This is a genomic window from Sulfurospirillum arsenophilum NBRC 109478, from assembly GCF_000813345.1.
Lineage (GTDB): Bacteria > Campylobacterota > Campylobacteria > Campylobacterales > Sulfurospirillaceae > Sulfurospirillum > Sulfurospirillum arsenophilum.
Genome location: NZ_BBQF01000003.1, coordinates 467,990 through 483,971, shown reverse-complemented (window position 1 = coordinate 483,971; position 15,982 = coordinate 467,990). Strand labels below are relative to the sequence as shown.

Below are 15,982 nucleotides of genomic sequence, written 5' to 3'. Positions count from 1 at the left end.
ATTATTTTTTGAAAATAGCGTCAACTCTTCTGTTTTCAGTACGGCCAGCTTCAGTGTCGTTTGTAGCAACTGGCTTGCTCTCACCGTATGCTTCTGTTGTTACTTTAGCACCAGAGACACCAAGGGTTGAAAGTGCTTTTGCAACTGCTTTTGCACGTTGATCTGAAAGTTTCATATTATAAGCGTCGCTACCTTTTGAGTCTGTATGACCTTCAAGAACAACATTGTAACCTGGGTTTTGTTTCATAAAGTCTGCAACTTTTTGAATTTCAGGCATGAATTCAGGTTTTACAGTTGATTTATCGAAATCAAATTTTACATGTAAACGGATAACTTTTGTACAACCATCAGCATCAACAACGGTACCTTTTGGAGTATTTGGACATTTATCTTTGTCATCGTAAACACCATCACCATCGCTATCAATTGGAGCTGCTTTTGCTACAACTGGAGCTGCGACTGGAGTTGCTTTTGCTGCAACTGGAGCTGATTTAGCATCGAAAGGAATAACAAAACCAAGGCTGTAGAACATGTTGTTGTCGCCACCTTGGAATTTAACTGCATGACGTACTTCTGCTTTAAGTGCAAAATTATCAGTTACCCAATATTTTACACCACCACCGTATTGTGCAAACATGCTGTCTTTGTTTTCAAGTTGAACATTGCTAACATCTTCGTAACCAAGACCGATTAAAGCATACAATGCCGCTTCTGGAGTAAGTTTGTACTCTTTAACGATGTTTGCATAGTAACGATTGAAGTCTGTATTGTCTGTTCTACCATTTTTGTAATCAACATTGTCACTTCTATCGTAACCAAGTTCAATTTGGTTTACAATGTTATTGTCAAGATTGATACCAAATCTTAAACCATACGTCAATTGATTTTTAAGATCAAGGTTACCCTCTGGCAAAACACCACCGATAGTTGGTGTTACCTCGTAGTTGTATGCAGTTGGTGCTGCAAATGCCATAGATGCTAGTGCCGCTAATGAAAACAATGTTTTTTTCATGTTTTGTCCTTTAAACTAATATTTCTAATATTTCATGTGTGAAGAATCAAATTATAGCACAGTTTTGAACAAATGAAAATTAAAATTCTGGTTTAATCCAGTCAATGGCGTTGTGCATAACCCCAATTATCGAAGTTGACACAGGAGTAATCTCTTTATTGACCACCGTTATAGAATTGGGGATAACGAGAAAAAGATAAGGATTGTCGGCAACGATTTTGGCAAAAATTTCTTGGTAGAGTGCATCAAATTTTTCTTGATCGACTATTTTTTCTGCATCTTTAATGAGTTCATCAACCTCAGCATTTTCATAACCAATGAAATTAAACCCACCTTTACGCATAGATTCACTGTGCCAAATGCTGTAGGCATCTGGCTTAAGCCCCAATGACCACCCCATTAAAACGGCTTCAAAATTGTGAGGGGTTATAACCGTATTTAAAAACGCTTGCCACTCCATAATGCGAAGCTTCATCACCACACCTGCCTTTTTAAGCTGATGCTGGAGAATTTGTGCGGAGTAACTTCCACTACCATTGGCACTGGTGCTCAGCTCAAACACAAAAGGATGTGCATCATCATACCCTGCTTCTTTCAGCAGCGCTTTGGCTCTTGCGATGTCGGGCTTTGGAGCCTTAACAGTTTCATTAAAGGCTCCCGTTCCTGGTAAAAAAGGGCCGGTACAGACTTTTCCATGCCCAAAATAGAGAATATCGACCAATTCTTGACGATCAATCGCTAAAGAGAGCGCTTCTCGAACCCTTGGGTCTTTGAACTTTTCCGATTTAAGGTTAAACCCCATGTACGAATAATTATGCGCAATGTCTTCATAGATACTATAATGCGCCCTAAAATCCTCATCAATCTGGCGTTCTAACTGTAGCGGTGAAAGTGAACCAACATCGAGCCTTTTAGATTTGAGCATCAAAAACTCTGCGGAACGATCAGGCAAATAGTGAAAAATGATCTGACCAATGTTAGGTTTGTGGATAAAATAGTTCGGATTGGCATCTAAGACAATATCTTTAGAGATATTAAACTGCGTTAATGTATAAGGTCCCGTACCAAGTGGGTTTTGGTTGAATTTACTCGTCATCAAATCCGCTTCGTTTTTCAGCAAATGTTCTGGCAATACTTCCATCATCCACACTTCGAGCGCTTTGAAGTACGGGTATTTATACTTCACTTCGACGGTAAACTCATCTATCATTTTTACATGTAAAATGTGCGTAAAGCCTGAGGAGTAAGGTGTAAAGATTTTCGGGGAGAGAATTGTTTCATACGTAAAAAGCACATCTTTGGCGGTAAAAGGGACTCCATCACTCCATTTCACATCACGCCTGAGCTCAAAGATAAGAGTTGTATCGTCCACAAAGTGGTAACTCTGCGCAAGATCTGGGATAATGTTCGCATCTTTATCGTATTTGATGAGTCCATTAAAGATCCACTGCGCGACATCCGAACTGGTTTTATCGGTTGAAATAATAGGATTGAGGCGACTAGGATTGGCTGAAATTGAGAGATGCAGCGTACTGGCTACAACATTACATGTAAAAAAAAGAAGGGTGAGTAAAAATGTTTTCATAGAAAGGATTATAACATAGTGAAGAAAAATATTCTGACGACATTGTCGTCAAGCTTTAGTGCCTCAGCGGCTAGCGTAGTAAAAAGAGCTTTGCTTTTTTTGCGTGTCAAAAATAAAAAAAGCTTCCAGACCGGGCAATCTGGAAGCTGATTTTTAAAGTTGTTAAGTTATTCACAAAAAGGAGGTAATTGTCTTGGTAGTGAAAGTATAGAGTAGTTGTTTAAACGCTCTATTAACCTTTCGTAAACAAAAAGTTAATAAGAGTTATTTTATCTCTTTTATATCATTTTAGGCGTTAATGTTTCGCAGTTTTCCAAATGTTTCTGTGATATTTTTTATTCGTGTTTCAACTTTATTAACAGCAGCTTCCAGCGTAAAACCTTCATCTAGCAGCTCTTTGATCAGCAATATTTTTTTGATATTGATATAATCAAACTTTCTATTGCCTCCATTTTTGGTACACGATGATTTGATAATCCCTTTTTCTTCCCAATAGCGCAGTTTTCTCTGCTCAATGCCTGTTACATCCGAAACATCACCGATACTTACTAAAAGTTGTGAGACCAATTTTGGATCAAAAAGTTCTTCAAACACAATGCAATCCTTCATCAATGCAAAATTAATTGTCAATAGTATACATATTTTGTCATTAATATACAAATAAGTTTCGCCATTGTACAATTTCATACAATTATTGTATATAATATACAAATTACGGAGGAAATAATGAAATCAGAACGTTATAAAATAGGACTTGAAAAATTAGGAGAAATAGATGGACAAGCAGGCGAAAAAGTCATAAATGCCCTTAACGAAATCGCCCCTGATTTTGCTGACTTGCTCATTGAATTTCCTTTCGGTGATATTTATAGCCGAGAAGGACTTGATCTGAAATCAAGAGAAATTGCTACAGTTGCAGCACTCACAGCCATGGGAACAGCCGCACCACAGCTCAAAGTGCATGTGCATGGTGCATTAAATGTAGGATGTAGCCAACAAGAGATCATTGAGATTATGATTCAAATGGCGGTTTACGCAGGTTTCCCAGCAGCACTCAATGGGCTTTTTATCGCCAAAGAAGTCTTTAATGAACGCAACACATCAAAGGAATAGCCGTGGTTTCAAGTAAATATCTTCTTTATGTGCAAACATTGATCATGTCGGGTTTCATGAGTTTTATCATGTCGGGGGCCATCACCTTTATTAATATAGGTGTTGTCAATCATTTTTTGAGTATTTGGTTTCATTCGTGGGCTATCGCGTATGCCATTGCATTTCCAACTATTTTGATGGTCTTTCCTTTTGCTCAAAAACTAGCACAAAAGATAGCGTCTATACCTTGATATATTACTGCAAACGCCATTTTCTAGGCGTTTGCTTTCACATCTTAGCGTTGATAGTACGAAACCAATGTTGCTTTAGCAAGGGTATTGGCACCTAGCATAAAGCCAACAAGGGCTGGCATGGAAGACGCATCTAAAGGAAGTTTATCCACACTGAGTGCATGCACTGTAAAAATATAGCGATGCGCTTTATCCCCTTTAGGTGGACACGCTCCACCAAATCCTGCTTTACCATAATCGGTAATACTTTGAATCGCCGAAAGAGTTGCTGTTTTGCTCACATTGCCAAAATCAGCAGGTAATGCATTTATGGATGAAGGGATGTTAAAAACAACCCAGTGCCACCAGCCACTTCCTGTTGGCGCATCGGGATCATAAACAGTGACCGCAAAACTCTTAGTACCAGAGGGCGCATTGCTCCAGTGAAGCTCAGGAGAGATGTTTGAGCCATCACATCCAAAGCTTGAAGCCTCTTGTGCTTTCGTGAGTTGACCACCAAGGTCGTTACTGTAAAGCGTAAACCCTCCTGCAAAAAGCGTACTTCCTGCCAACATCAATGCGGCTATCATATATTTCATTTTCATCCATAATCCTTTTGTCTAAAATTTCAAGGATTATTTTACATGTAAAAAGAGTTATAGTGTTAGTCTGTAAGGTTTGATTTTTTGCCTGTGAGGTCTTTGGGTGTTTGAATATGGCGTGCTTTAAAAAGACGCGTAAAATGAGACTGACTTTTAAAACCTGCCCTAAATGACGCCTCACCGATGCTAAGTCCACCTTTTTTAATCAGAAAATGGGCATGCTCTACTCGCTTATCAAGTATCCACTTCATGGGAGTGGCCTTTAATTGCGACGCAAACTCTGTTTTAAATGCGCTCAAACTTCTACCACTGTGCTTTGCAAACTCTGCAATGCTCCAGTTTTGCGCAAAATTTGCCTCCATAAAGACTTTAAGATCAATACCTCTTGGAAGCAATGTATGAAAATAAGAGACCAGCTTTGATCCTTCAGGAGAGCCTAAAAGCAGAAGTAAAAGTTCTTGCAGTTTCAACACCAAAATACGATCCACAAAAGCGGGCTTTTGCTCGATAAAAGGCAACAGTGAAAGTGCTGTACTTTTCATAATCGGGGTAAGTTCTATCTTACAAAAAGGCTCTGGCGTATGACTTGGCATCTTTACATGTAAAGGTAGTTTCTCTAAGATGGGCGATAACCAATTGCCAATGACCTTCTCATCAAAAAAGATGAGCAAACACGCATATTTACCACCCTCACACACTTCACTCATCACGTATTCACCACGCGATAGAAAAAATGCCTCGCCAGCTCTCACCTCAACATCACCACTTTTAGTGTGGAGCATCTTTTTACCTTCCAAGATAATGTTGAGAAGATTTTGCTCCATATACGCTTCGGCTTTGTAGTGATCCTCCACAACAAAATAGCGCGCTATCACCACACCATTGGCTTCAATCGCATGGTCTTTATAATTTTTTTTAATATATTCAAGCACGTGGATGGACATTGGTATTTCCTGTTCGTTAACTCTATTGAGCTATAATTTTAGCATGATACCTCTTTGAGGAGAAGAAAAAATGACACAAAATCTTTCGCGCTGTGGCTGGGTAAAACTGAGTGATCCTACCTATGTGGCATACCACGATGAAGAGTGGGGAAAACCTCTGCATGATGACCGCGCACTCTTTGAACTTTTTTGCCTTGAAACGCAATCTGCTGGGCTGAGTTGGCTCACCATTCTTAAAAAACGCGATGGCTACCGCAATGCCTTTGCAAGCTTTGTCCTTGAAAAAGTGGCACATTTGAGTGAAATGGATGTTGAACGTATTTTAAGTGAAGGCGAAGTTATCAAGAGTCGCCCAAAGATCGAAGCCATCATCAATAATGCAAAACTCTGCCAAACTATCATCCACGAGTTCGGCTCACTCGATGCTTATTTTTGGGGTTATGTGAGTGGTAAAACCATCATCAACGATGTGCCTGATTACAAAACAGCAGCGTGTACTTCGCCGATTTCAGATGCCCTAACCAAAGATCTCAAAAAACGTGGCTTCAAATTTGTAGGAACCACCACCATTTATGCGTTTATGCAAGCGTGTGGCATGGTAAATGACCATGAGAACAGTTGCAGGTGCAAATAAATGACGTTTGAAATCCTCAATAACTACTGCCTTAGCCACATAGGTGCCATTAAGGAATATCCCTTTGATGAAACAACTGCTGTTTATAAAGTTGGCAATAAGATCTTTGCTCTCATTGATGAAGAAAGCAACCCGCCACGCATTAACCTCAAATGCGATCCCTTTTATGCGCGTGAACTTCGTGAGATGTATCACAGTGTTATCGCAGGGTACCATATGAATAAAAAACATTGGAATACCGTCATCTGCGAAGGTGAAGTGGACGATACAATGCTTTTTGAATGGATCGATGACTCGTACGACCTTGTTTTTGCTTCACTGACAAAAAAAGTACAAAATCAAATTTACAGTTCTTAACGGAGTTGCTATGTTTATTATCTCTTTAACCTATCACAAATCTCTTGAGGAAGTCGATGCACATCTAAGCGATCATGTCGAGTTTCTCAAAACGCACTATGCCAAAGGTGTTTTCTTAGCTTCAGGACGTAAAAATCCTCGCACAGGTGGGGTCATTTTAGCACTTGCCGCAAACAAAGCAGAGATGGAAGCCATCATCGCGCGTGATCCTTTTTACATTCACGGTGTAGCTCAGTATGAAATCACTGAATTTATAGCCTCCATGACGTCACCGCACGTAGAATTTCTAGCCAATAAATAAAGGAGTTACAATGGAACTCGTATGGAGCTATAGCACCGATGCACTGGATTGGGAAGAATTATTACATCTCTACAAGATAGCGCCACTGGGGCATAAAAAATTAGAAGATTTAAAAACTGTCTATGGAAACAGCAAATACAAATGTTTAGTCTATAAAGACCACGCCTTAATCGGTGTAGGAAGAGCGCTCTCGGATGGAATTGATTGCTCCTATATTTGTGACATTGCCATTCATCCCGACTTCCAAGGTATGGGCATCGGCAAAGAGATCGTGACCAAATTGATTGAATTTTCAAAAGACCACAATAAAATCATCCTCTACGCAAGTCCCGGGAAAGAGCCATTTTACGCAAAATTGGGATTTTTACCGATGAACACTGCCATGGCTATCTTCAAAGACAAAGAAGATGCGCTTGATCGAGAAATTATCTATGAAGTCTAATCTAGAAGGCTATCTTCAAAGTTCATTCGTCATTGATTTTGAACACCCTACGATTTTAGCGAAAGCAAAAGCGTTAAAAGGGAATTCTAACAGCGATGTTGAGATTGCCAAAAGCTGTTTTACCTTTGTGCGAGACCACATCCGTCATACGGGAGATCATAAAGATGCCATCATTACATGTAAAGCCAGTGATGTCTTAGCGTATCAAACGGGCTGGTGCTATGCCAAGAGCCATCTTCTAGCAGCATTGTGTCGTGCCAATGGTATACCAGCAGGATTTTGTTACCAAAGACTAAGCCTTTTGGAGAATGGAGGTGAGCCTTACACACTGCATGGACTCAATGCCCTTTATCTGAAAGATTTCGGCTGGTACCGCGTTGATGCGAGAGGCAATAAAAAAGGAGTTAATGCAGAATTCTCTCCACCGCTTGAGCAACTCGCCTTTAGAGTCAAAGCATCCCATGAAATAGACTTTCAAGAGATACTGAGTGAGCCTTTGAGCATCATTATCACAGCCTTGCAAACGTACACAAGCTTTGAAGAGTCGCTTAAACATCTTCCCGATTGTACGGAAATAACACTACTTTAGCTTTACATGTAAAAATTCTGCAAAAAGGATCTATCGAGTTTACCCTTTTTGCTTCCAAAATGCTTCGGCTAACGCTAATTCCTCTTCACTAAAAACAAAAATACCACTCTCTTGCAAAAGTTTACATGTAATCCCAGAATCATTCACGCGTGTGCTTGTAAACGTGCCATCATAGATGATGTTTTTGCCACACGAGGGGCTTCTGGCTTTCAAGATCGCCATGCAAACACCCTCTTCTTGTGCAATTCGTAAACTCTCTTTTGCACCTTTTGCAAAAGCGACACTGACATCTTCGCCGCTTTTGCAAACGACTCTGTTGGTTCCCTCGATCACTTCGCATGCAGGTCTTGGCACACTGAGTCCTCCAAGGACTTCGGGGCAAAGAGGAACCAAAACACCCTCTTCCTTCCACTGTTCAAGAATCTTTACATGCAAAGCATTATTCCCACCATCGTACTTGACATTTTCACCGATCAAACACGCGCTTATAAGGATTTTTGGCTTCATTACCCGATAATCGCCGAAACGATCTCTTTGGCTCTTTTTTTCGCCGCTTCCACTTCATCTAGTACCAACGCTACAGCCATACGTCGTCCTACATGGCTCACGGGTTTTCCAAAAACACGCACGTATGAGTTTTTGGAAAATGCACTCTCAGGAATGGTTAGTGTTGGTACATGCTCTTCATTCAAGCTTTTAAACGCACCACTCGCACCTGCTCCGTAAAACGTAAAATCAAGCGGTAAGCCAAGAACCGCTCTTACATGTAAAGCAAATTCACTCTGAGACTGCGTTATCATCGTGACCATTCCCGTGTCGTGAGGACGAGGACTAAGTTCGCTAAAATAGACTTCATCATTTTTCACAAAAAATTCAACTCCAAAAAGTCCTCGACCGCCTAAGCCATCGGTAACGGTTTTAGCCATTACTTGCGCTTTAGCTAACACTTCAGGTTTCATCGGCACTGGCTGCCAACTGAGCACATAGTCCCCGTTTTCTTGGATATGCCCGATAGGCTCACAAAAAACAGTCTCTTTGCCATTGCGAACGGTCAAGAGCGTGATCTCATAATCAAAAGGCACAAACTCTTCAACGATGAGTTCGCTCGCATCGCCTCTGGCTTCTTTGGCAATCTCCCATGATTTTTGGATGTCAGCCTCACTTCGGATGACACTTTGTCCATGCCCTGATGAACTCATAACAGGCTTGACCACACATGGAATGCCCAGCTTTTTTGTCGCCTCTTGCAGCTCTTCAAGCGTTTTAACAAAGACATATCCACTGGTTTTAAGCCCTAATTTTTCAGCAGCAAACTCACGAATGTTTTTACGATTCATCGTCTTTTTGACAGCGTCCGCATTAGGAATGACACAAAAGCCCTCTTTCTCTGCCTCTATCAGTGCTTCAATGCTCAGAGCTTCAACCTCAGGTAGGATGTATGTCGGCTTTTCACGACGAATCACCTCTAAAAGCTCATCTTTGTTTTTCATATTGATGACATAGCTTTTATTGGCAACAAGGTGCGCTGGTGCTTGCGGATACGAATCCACCGCTACGGTTTCAATGCCAAGACGTGTTGCTTCGATGACAACCTCTTTGCCAAGTTCGCCACTGCCAATGAGCATAATTTTGGTGCTGTTGCTTTTAAGGGGAGTTGTAAAGTGCATGGGATTCCTCTTTGTGTTAGTTTAAGAGATTTTACACAAAAGTGGTTTAAGAAATGAAAGAACTTTAAAATTTTATAGCGCTGAGTTGGATATACTTACGCATCAAATACATTTACATGTAAAGGTTTTTTGTGGAAACTTTCTTCAGCATTCTTCTCATACTTATTCTTCTTGGCTTCTTATTTCTTGTACTAAAACCTCGCAAACAGCCAAAATCAAAAGAACAAAAACAAGAAGAGATACGCCTAAACTACATAGAAAAGTTAAATGCCGAGCTTTCAGCCATCCAAAATTCCGATGAACGCCAAATGAAAAAAATTGCTTTACTTAAAGTGTTTGCAAAAGAGTTAGAGTTTAACCTATTTTTTGATAAAGATGAAGTGAAGATGCTGATACAAGAATTGGCGAGTTATTAAAAACTGTAATTGAAGTTTAAAGAAGAGAGAATAAGTAAATGCAAGGGGAAAACCCTTGCATAAAGCACAAAAGCCTCGAAAGACTTCTGTAAAAAAACAATTAACGTTTAGAAAATTGTGGACTACGACGTGCTTTTTTGCGACCGTATTTTTTACGCTCAACAATTCTTGAGTCACGAGTCAATAAACCATAAGGTTTAAGGATCGCTCTAAAGTCAGCATCCATAGCAGAAAGTGCTTTAGAAATACCATGACGAACAGCATCAGCTTGAGCTGAATAACCGCCACCTTGAGTAGAAGCTACGATATCAAAGCTTGCTTCTTGTTTTGTAAGAGCAAGTGGTTGACGAACACGTTTTTTAATGGTCTCATGACCACCAAGCCATGCTTCAAAATCAACGCCATTAACAGTAATCGTACCTTTACCAGGTGCGCTTACCCATACTTTAGCGATAGCTGTTTTTCTTTTACCAGTTGCGTATACTTTTGCCATATTACTTTACCTCTACTTTAACTTGCGCTGTATGTGGATGCTCATTACCAGCATAAACTTTTAGCTTTTTGATCATCTCTTTAGCAAGATTTGTTTTAGGTAACATGCCTCTTACCGCAAGTCTGTACAATTTCGCTGGGTTGTTGTTCAAAAGATCACCCAATTTTTCAGTTTTAACGCCACCGAAATATCCTGTGTGTCTGTGATACAATTTTGTGTCTAATTTTGTTCCACTAAACTCTACTTTTTCCGCATTGATGATGATAACGAAATCGCCACAATCAACATTTGGAGTAAAATAAGGTTTATGTTTGCCTCTGAGCAGTGTTGCTACTTCTGTAAGGACTTTACCAAATCTCTTACCAGCAGCATCCACTACGATCCAGTCGCGTTTAACTTCGCTTGGCTTAATCGCTTGTGTAGCTTTCATCTGTCATAACCTTTGACGTATTTATTTAACGAAGTGCAAGTTTAATCAAAATATACTTAAATACTACTTAAATTAAGTGTACTATAAGCTTTTAAGAAGTTCAATTCCATCGTTTTGCAAATAGCAGATATACGCAACCACCGGCAGATTATAGATCGTTGAGAGGGCTTCTTGATAGAGCTTCACTTGTGCTTGGTGTTTTGCACTCTGCTTTTTCGAGCTTTTGTAATCAATGACAATGATTTTGTCAGAGAATTCTAGCAAAAGATCGATCTGTTTGCGCTCTTTTTGGTAAATCAGCGGTTGTTCTTTATAGACTTTTGCCCCCTCAATCAAATCCAAAAAGGCTTTACAAAAAATGAGTTTTTCTCCACGCTGATAGATCGCTTGCAAGGTTGGCTCATCCAACAGTGGCGCAAAACGGTTTTGCAGTGCGATGTAAGCCCTCTTTAGTGAAGATTCATCAAAACTATCTAGCATCTCTAATAAATAATGCTGTGCAATTCCAAACGTAATAGAAGCAATCTCAGCACTCTCATTCTCTTCCTCAGAGGTACTCACAACTTCTTGCGCGCCATAACGCTTCGGCTGATAAACACGCATCGTACTTGGCATAAGCGGTGTCTCTTTGGTTGAAACACCAATTACGCCTCGCTCTGTTGTGCTTAACTCCAACATCTCAAACGCACTATTTTGCGCTTTGACACACACAAACAAGGAACGTTTGGCTCTCGTAAAAGCGACATAAAGCGCATTGAGCCTGTCTTCATACATCAAGACGCTCTCTTGCTCTTTGGCTTTGGCATAGACTGCATCGACCGATTCCCTACCACCCATCGTGAGGTAAAACCCTTTGATGTCCACTTCATCGTAGCTAAATAAAATCGTATCGCTTCGATTGTTGTCGCGACTTAGGCGATCGCACACGATGACATGCTCAAACTCCAAACCTTTGGACTTGTGAACGGTTAAAACACGCAGACCATCCACATCTTCGCTTTTGGCTTCATCACTCAGTTCATCCAGAGCAAACAAAAAGCTCTCAATCTCCTCATAACGACTGGCAACATCTAAGAAACTGAGCAGATCTACGCTACCATCAAACAGTCCATAGGTTTTGATGATTTTTTCGACCAAAACGAGCGGTGTCGCATCTAAATCCCACCCGCTACGAGAGAGCGGCGTATCCCATGCCATGCCGCACTGTACAAGAAATGTTGCTTTGTAAAGTTCATCGCCAAAGTAGAGGTATTTCAGCAGTGCAATGATGGCTTTAATAGAGCGAACTTCAATGAGTTTTAGCGTCGCTTCCAGTCTTACATGTAAAGAAGGAAACTGCTCTTGCACCAACGCTTTAAAGACTTTGGCATCTTTGTTCGTATGCACCAAAAGCGCAATGTCCTTGGGCTTAACACCCTCTTTCAGAAGCATCCCAATCGCCTCTAAGACACTGGGCTCAATCGCTTCTTCAATGCGCACATTGATATACCCCTCACCCGTAGCTTTCGCAACTTTTTGAGGCTCATAGCCTTTGATTTTACATGTAAAGATTTCATTGACAAAATTAACCACCTGCTCGGTACTTCGATAATTCGTATCAAGCGCGTTGACGTCTAAATGCAAGCTCTTTTTAGCATACCCAAAGAGCTCTTTAGCACCACCTCTAAAGCGGTAGATCGACTGCTTAACATCGCCCACGAAAAAGAGCGTTTTAAAGTCTTTCACACCTTGTCCTGCGCGTATCTCTTCAATGAGTGGCAGAAGAATCTGGTACTGCACAATGCTCGTGTCTTGAAACTCATCGATGAGCAGATGTTCTATCACCCCATCAAGGCGAAAATAGAGAAAATCTTTGCTGATCTCTTGGCGTAAAAGGGTGTAAAGCAGATTGGTCACATCATCGAAACAAAGTTCACCAAACTCTCCCATCAAACCTCGCAGGCTCTCATCGTAGATCGCAAAGAGTTTGCCCAGTTGTCCTAAAAAGTATGCCTCTTTGGCATTGACATAAACATTTAAAGCCTGTTTGAGTTCTCGCAAAAGCGCATCAGTTGTTTCATTGGCATACTTTTTATAGTCCCAATACCCAAAGTCTTCACGCTCCAAATACTTCTTGGAAAGTAGATCGCTCAGTGTGTCCGCTTTAAATGTCGCAAGCCCACGCGCAGAGAGTCCACTTTGTTCAAAATAGTCCCTGATACGCTCTAAAATGTCTAAACACGGTTTTAATGTTGGATAATGCCCTTCACCTAGCATGCTAATATCAAGTTCTGATTTTTTCTGATACAGCATATCCAGCAAACTAAAAAGATCGTTTAATTTTTTATCTTCGTTAATGCTAAAAGCGATTAAGGCATTGTAGAGATTTTTGCTTTTGCACCCTTTGATGAAACGCTCCACCAGCTCCTCATCAAGCCCATTTTGCCCTACTTTAAAGTCAGGCTGTAAGCCTACATGTAAAGCAAAATGGCGCAGAATAAGGGAGAAAAAAGAATCCAGTGTCGAAATCTTGATATCGGCTTGAAGCAACGTCTGCATCACACGCTCTTTCTCAAAGAGTAACGTCTCTTTAGACTTGCCCGTTTGAGTGCAAATCGCCTCTAACTCATCTTTCTCTTCCAAGTGTTTGAGCGTCTCAAAGATGCGCGTTTTCATCTCTGCCGCAGATTTGTTCGTAAAGGTGAGTGCTACGATCTTTTGCGGATTAGCGCCCATAAAGAGAAGCGAGAGATAGCGAACACTCAGCGCAAAGGTTTTGCCACTGCCTGCACTGGCTTCAAGAGCCAAATAAGGACTGAGATTCATATCTGCTCCTCTCTTCCGCATAACTGCACGTAAGGGCAAAGCCTGCAATGCTTGATCTCATCGCACAGCTCATACCCATTGATCGGTTTGGAGAGCTCAGAGAGCTTTACATGTAAAAGTGCTTTCTTCTCTTCCAAGAAGTTTTCAGACACTAAAACACCTTCTTTGAGATCGTAGTAATAAACGCCTCCAACTCTGCCCAAAGAGCTTGCGATAAACGCATAAAAGACCAGTTGAAAATCAACCGTGTTTTCAAGCGAGCGCTCGCTCGTCATTGGCACTTTCCCGCTTTTATAATCAATGACAAACAGCTCATCCTCTTTTTGATCGATGCGGTCGATCTGCCCTTCTAACATAAAACCTTCATACGCAATAGCATGCGAAAACTCTTTTTTGAAAATGCGAAAGCCCTCATCAAAGCGTGCCACTTCATTTTGCATAAAAGGGCGAAGTTTTTGAAGCCATACATCGACAAAATAGCCCCACACTTCATGTCTATTTTGCTCTTTTAAAAGAGTCTCTATTTTGGAATAGAGGCTTTTCTCATCCCTTAACGCTTCATCGCACATCGCATCTTCGAGCACTTTATGAAGCGCCATGCCTATCGTTTGCTCATCAATTTTAGTGCTTGGCATCTTCGCTTCTTTCAGCCTTTGGATGTAGCGAAAATAAAACTGGCGTTTACATGTAAGCAGAGTCTTGAGCTTTGTTGCCGAAAGGGGAAACTGCTTAAGATCATAAGGTGCATCGATGAAAGGCTGATCGTAAAGATTTTTAGAAGCAGTTACTTCAAACAGAAGTGGTTGCAATGCTTTTTCGTCGGCCGTAACCGTTGTATTGAACCCAAGCTCGTCCAAAAAGCGTGAAGGCATGCTTGTCTCATTTTTTACATAAGCGATGGCAATTTTCTGCGCACGGGAAAAAAGTTGATGGTAATAATAGCGTTGTAAATTCTCGCGATCCCTTTTAGTGGGGAGTCCTGCATGTGCGCGAACTGCAGAAGAGAGGAAAAGGTCTTTTTGACTGCGTTTAGGCACAAACTCATCGTTAAAATCTAAAACGATGACGCCTTTGTACGCCACACCTCTGGTTTCTAACACGCCTAAAACGGTGACCTTTCCCCCTCTAACATCATCTTGACTCAGTACGGCAAGACGGTTTAAAAAGAGTTTTGTTACCTGCTCAAAGCGAAGCGCAGGAGCATGTTTTAAAAAGTGCGTGAAAGCAAAAAAGGCTTCTTGAAAGAGAGGATTTTTCTGCTCTTTGGCATCACTGGAAAGCAATTTTTCAAAGAAATTCATCGCCGTTTCACTGGAGACTTTTTGGTGCCAAATCTCTTTACATGTAACCAAAATTTCGGGTTCTATTTTTAAGCGCGTAAGGCGGAGATGATCTTCGATCTCATCATTGCGCATCGCTTTTTCAAGGGCACTCAGTTTTTGATAAAACTGGCTCTGTTTGAGGCTTATGCCCATTGCGAAGTTGAGATTATGCCATGTATCAAAGGGACGCAGAACTTCAGCAAAACGCTCATCGGGTAAAATCACCACGATCTCTTCTGGCGTTAAACCCTCTTCTACAAACTGAGCAATGGCACTTTGCACATAGCCCATTTGTGCAAGACGCGATGAAAAACCATAAACGTGCGTATCTTGTTTGAGACCACTTTGCGGCTTTACATGTAAAATCTCTTTCGTGGAGAGATTAATCTCATAGGTGTTGTTTTGCACAAGCTCTATGCCAAGATCCGCAAACAGTAACGCCATTTTTTGATTATAAGCACTTATGGTAACGTTTACATGTAAAGGAATAAGCGCTGCTATTTGGCTCAGAAGTTCTACTTCAAAACGGCTCAAAAAACCTTCCAAATGAATGCGAACAGCACCTAGGGAGCGAATATACGCAATATTCAGCTCATAGTATTCAGGCAACGTGATACGATCGTACAATGCATGTTTAGAAAGGAGTGCTTTATAGTGCTTAAGAAGCGTTTGCAACACTTCTAAGTGTTCGGCATAGTGCTCATAGGTATCTGCACTCAGTAGAGCGTCAAGTGCTACTTTTTCATGGCTTAACTCTTCAAAAAAACGAAAAAGGTAAGAGGAGTTTTTCAAAAAAGTAAAAAATTCACGCTCGATATAGAGGAGTTCAAACTTGGTAAAACGTGAAGCTTCTTGCATCAAAAGAACGCGCATGTCCTCATCAACGAAAGAGTGGTTTGGCACAAGGACGGCCTTTTGCTCAAGTTCTGCAATTGTAATGGCTTTGGGAAGAAGGATGTTCGCGTCTAAAAAAGTATCGTAAAACGAGCGTATGGCTCTACTGGTCGCAAAAACTTCTAACATCATTCCTCACCTTTGTTTAATACTCTTATTATAACAAA

Annotated in this window: 19 protein-coding genes; 8 read left to right on the top strand and 11 right to left on the bottom strand. The window is 40.9% G+C overall.

Annotation, left to right across the window (positions count from 1 at the left end; all coding sequences use genetic code 11):
- Position 1: 1 nt before the first annotated feature.
- The 3 genes from SAR02S_RS10110 to SAR02S_RS10100 form a co-directional block, all read right to left on the bottom strand.
- Positions 2-1,012: an OmpA family protein gene (locus tag SAR02S_RS10110; protein WP_041959288.1), complete on the bottom strand. Its 1,011-nt coding sequence runs from the start codon at positions 1,010-1,012 to the stop codon at positions 2-4.
- A gap of 79 nt (positions 1,013-1,091) precedes the next feature.
- Positions 1,092-2,597, bottom strand: a complete 1,506-nt coding sequence (locus SAR02S_RS10105; protein WP_041959286.1) for a peptide-binding protein — start codon at positions 2,595-2,597, stop codon at positions 1,092-1,094.
- Between the two features lie 288 nt (positions 2,598-2,885).
- Positions 2,886-3,191 carry a MerR family transcriptional regulator gene (locus tag SAR02S_RS10100; protein WP_156961461.1) on the bottom strand — a complete coding sequence of 102 codons (306 nt, stop codon included), beginning with the start codon at positions 3,189-3,191 and terminating at the stop codon, positions 2,886-2,888.
- A gap of 132 nt (positions 3,192-3,323) precedes the next feature.
- Between SAR02S_RS10100 and SAR02S_RS10095 the strand changes: the two genes are divergently transcribed.
- Positions 3,324-3,710 carry a carboxymuconolactone decarboxylase family protein gene (locus tag SAR02S_RS10095; RefSeq protein WP_041959284.1) on the top strand — a complete coding sequence of 129 codons (387 nt, stop codon included), beginning with the start codon at positions 3,324-3,326 and terminating at the stop codon, positions 3,708-3,710.
- A 2-nt stretch (positions 3,711-3,712) separates the two neighbouring features.
- A complete protein-coding gene (locus SAR02S_RS10090) occupies positions 3,713-3,940 on the top strand; it encodes a DUF2798 domain-containing protein (protein WP_232294034.1) in 228 nt (75 codons plus the stop codon).
- A 44-nt stretch (positions 3,941-3,984) separates the two neighbouring features.
- Here the strand turns inward: SAR02S_RS10090 and SAR02S_RS10085 are convergent, their stop codons facing one another.
- On the bottom strand, positions 3,985-4,524 hold the full coding sequence (locus tag SAR02S_RS10085) for a YbhB/YbcL family Raf kinase inhibitor-like protein (protein WP_369385028.1): 540 nt from the start codon (positions 4,522-4,524) through the stop codon (positions 3,985-3,987).
- A 59-nt stretch (positions 4,525-4,583) separates the two neighbouring features.
- Positions 4,584-5,465 carry a helix-turn-helix transcriptional regulator gene (locus tag SAR02S_RS10080; protein WP_041959282.1) on the bottom strand — a complete coding sequence of 294 codons (882 nt, stop codon included), beginning with the start codon at positions 5,463-5,465 and terminating at the stop codon, positions 4,584-4,586.
- 70 nt (positions 5,466-5,535) lie between these two features.
- Here SAR02S_RS10080 and SAR02S_RS10075 point away from each other — a divergent pair, with 70 nt between their 5' ends.
- The 5 genes from SAR02S_RS10075 to SAR02S_RS10055 are packed head-to-tail and all read left to right on the top strand — an operon-like array spanning position 5,536 to position 7,788.
- Positions 5,536-6,099 (top strand): DNA-3-methyladenine glycosylase I, encoded by a 564-nt coding sequence (locus tag SAR02S_RS10075; protein WP_041959279.1) that lies wholly within the window; start codon positions 5,536-5,538, stop codon positions 6,097-6,099.
- Positions 6,100-6,456 (top strand): MmcQ/YjbR family DNA-binding protein, encoded by a 357-nt coding sequence (locus SAR02S_RS10070; RefSeq protein ID WP_041959277.1) that lies wholly within the window; start codon positions 6,100-6,102, stop codon positions 6,454-6,456.
- Positions 6,457-6,466: 10 nt separating this feature from the next.
- Entirely contained in the window at positions 6,467-6,757 is a 291-nt protein-coding gene (locus SAR02S_RS10065; protein ID WP_041959276.1) for a YciI family protein, read from the top strand.
- Between the two features lie 10 nt (positions 6,758-6,767).
- Positions 6,768-7,199 carry a GNAT family N-acetyltransferase gene (locus SAR02S_RS10060; protein WP_041959274.1) on the top strand — a complete coding sequence of 144 codons (432 nt, stop codon included), beginning with the start codon at positions 6,768-6,770 and terminating at the stop codon, positions 7,197-7,199.
- Positions 7,189-7,788, top strand: a complete 600-nt coding sequence (locus SAR02S_RS10055; protein ID WP_041959272.1) for a transglutaminase-like domain-containing protein — start codon at positions 7,189-7,191, stop codon at positions 7,786-7,788. The genes SAR02S_RS10060 and SAR02S_RS10055 overlap by 11 nt, the downstream gene beginning before the upstream one ends.
- A gap of 39 nt (positions 7,789-7,827) precedes the next feature.
- On the opposite strand, the gene SAR02S_RS10050 is transcribed toward SAR02S_RS10055, so the two are convergent.
- Positions 7,828-8,295 carry a 2-thiouracil desulfurase family protein gene (locus tag SAR02S_RS10050; protein ID WP_041959270.1) on the bottom strand — a complete coding sequence of 156 codons (468 nt, stop codon included), beginning with the start codon at positions 8,293-8,295 and terminating at the stop codon, positions 7,828-7,830.
- Complete coding sequence (gene purT / locus SAR02S_RS10045) at positions 8,295-9,455, bottom strand: formate-dependent phosphoribosylglycinamide formyltransferase (RefSeq protein WP_041959268.1); 1,161 nt, start codon at positions 9,453-9,455, stop codon at positions 8,295-8,297. Before purT ends, SAR02S_RS10050 begins: the two co-directional genes overlap by 1 nt.
- Before the next feature lie 131 nt (positions 9,456-9,586).
- Between purT and SAR02S_RS10040 the strand changes: the two genes are divergently transcribed.
- Positions 9,587-9,871, top strand: coding sequence for a hypothetical protein (locus tag SAR02S_RS10040; protein WP_041959266.1), 285 nt, complete (start codon positions 9,587-9,589; stop codon positions 9,869-9,871).
- Positions 9,872-9,971: 100 nt separating this feature from the next.
- Here the strand turns inward: SAR02S_RS10040 and rpsI are convergent, their stop codons facing one another.
- From rpsI to SAR02S_RS10020, 4 genes are all read right to left on the bottom strand, one after another.
- Positions 9,972-10,364, bottom strand: coding sequence for a 30S ribosomal protein S9 (gene rpsI / locus SAR02S_RS10035; RefSeq protein WP_041959263.1), 393 nt, complete (start codon positions 10,362-10,364; stop codon positions 9,972-9,974).
- A 1-nt stretch (position 10,365) separates the two neighbouring features.
- Entirely contained in the window at positions 10,366-10,794 is a 429-nt protein-coding gene (rplM, locus tag SAR02S_RS10030) for a 50S ribosomal protein L13 (RefSeq protein WP_041959261.1), read from the bottom strand.
- An 81-nt stretch (positions 10,795-10,875) separates the two neighbouring features.
- Positions 10,876-13,599, bottom strand: coding sequence for a RecB-like helicase (locus SAR02S_RS10025; RefSeq protein ID WP_041959259.1), 2,724 nt, complete (start codon positions 13,597-13,599; stop codon positions 10,876-10,878).
- The gene (locus SAR02S_RS10020; protein ID WP_232294033.1) at positions 13,596-15,947 is read right to left on the bottom strand and encodes a PD-(D/E)XK nuclease family protein; all 2,352 of its coding nucleotides are present in this window, start codon (positions 15,945-15,947) and stop codon (positions 13,596-13,598) included. Before SAR02S_RS10020 ends, SAR02S_RS10025 begins: the two co-directional genes overlap by 4 nt.
- Positions 15,948-15,982 lie beyond the last annotated feature (35 nt).

Coding starts and splice junctions, on each gene's coding strand:
- SAR02S_RS10110 (WP_041959288.1), bottom strand. CDS start 1,012: ATGAAAAAAACATTGTTTTCATTAGCGGCACTAGCATCTATGGCATTT.
- SAR02S_RS10105 (WP_041959286.1), bottom strand. CDS start 2,597: ATGAAAACATTTTTACTCACCCTTCTTTTTTTTACATGTAATGTTGTA.
- SAR02S_RS10095 (WP_041959284.1), top strand. CDS start 3,324: ATGAAATCAGAACGTTATAAAATAGGACTTGAAAAATTAGGAGAAATA.
- SAR02S_RS10085 (WP_369385028.1), bottom strand. CDS start 4,524: ATGAAAATGAAATATATGATAGCCGCATTGATGTTGGCAGGAAGTACG.
- SAR02S_RS10080 (WP_041959282.1), bottom strand. CDS start 5,465: ATGTCCATCCACGTGCTTGAATATATTAAAAAAAATTATAAAGACCAT.
- SAR02S_RS10075 (WP_041959279.1), top strand. CDS start 5,536: ATGACACAAAATCTTTCGCGCTGTGGCTGGGTAAAACTGAGTGATCCT.
- SAR02S_RS10070 (WP_041959277.1), top strand. CDS start 6,100: ATGACGTTTGAAATCCTCAATAACTACTGCCTTAGCCACATAGGTGCC.
- SAR02S_RS10065 (WP_041959276.1), top strand. CDS start 6,467: ATGTTTATTATCTCTTTAACCTATCACAAATCTCTTGAGGAAGTCGAT.
- SAR02S_RS10060 (WP_041959274.1), top strand. CDS start 6,768: ATGGAACTCGTATGGAGCTATAGCACCGATGCACTGGATTGGGAAGAA.
- SAR02S_RS10055 (WP_041959272.1), top strand. CDS start 7,189: ATGAAGTCTAATCTAGAAGGCTATCTTCAAAGTTCATTCGTCATTGAT.
- SAR02S_RS10050 (WP_041959270.1), bottom strand. CDS start 8,295: ATGAAGCCAAAAATCCTTATAAGCGCGTGTTTGATCGGTGAAAATGTC.
- purT (WP_041959268.1), bottom strand. CDS start 9,455: ATGCACTTTACAACTCCCCTTAAAAGCAACAGCACCAAAATTATGCTC.
- rpsI (WP_041959263.1), bottom strand. CDS start 10,364: ATGGCAAAAGTATACGCAACTGGTAAAAGAAAAACAGCTATCGCTAAA.
- rplM (WP_041959261.1), bottom strand. CDS start 10,794: ATGAAAGCTACACAAGCGATTAAGCCAAGCGAAGTTAAACGCGACTGG.
- SAR02S_RS10025 (WP_041959259.1), bottom strand. CDS start 13,599: ATGAATCTCAGTCCTTATTTGGCTCTTGAAGCCAGTGCAGGCAGTGGC.
- SAR02S_RS10020 (WP_232294033.1), bottom strand. CDS start 15,947: ATGATGTTAGAAGTTTTTGCGACCAGTAGAGCCATACGCTCGTTTTAC.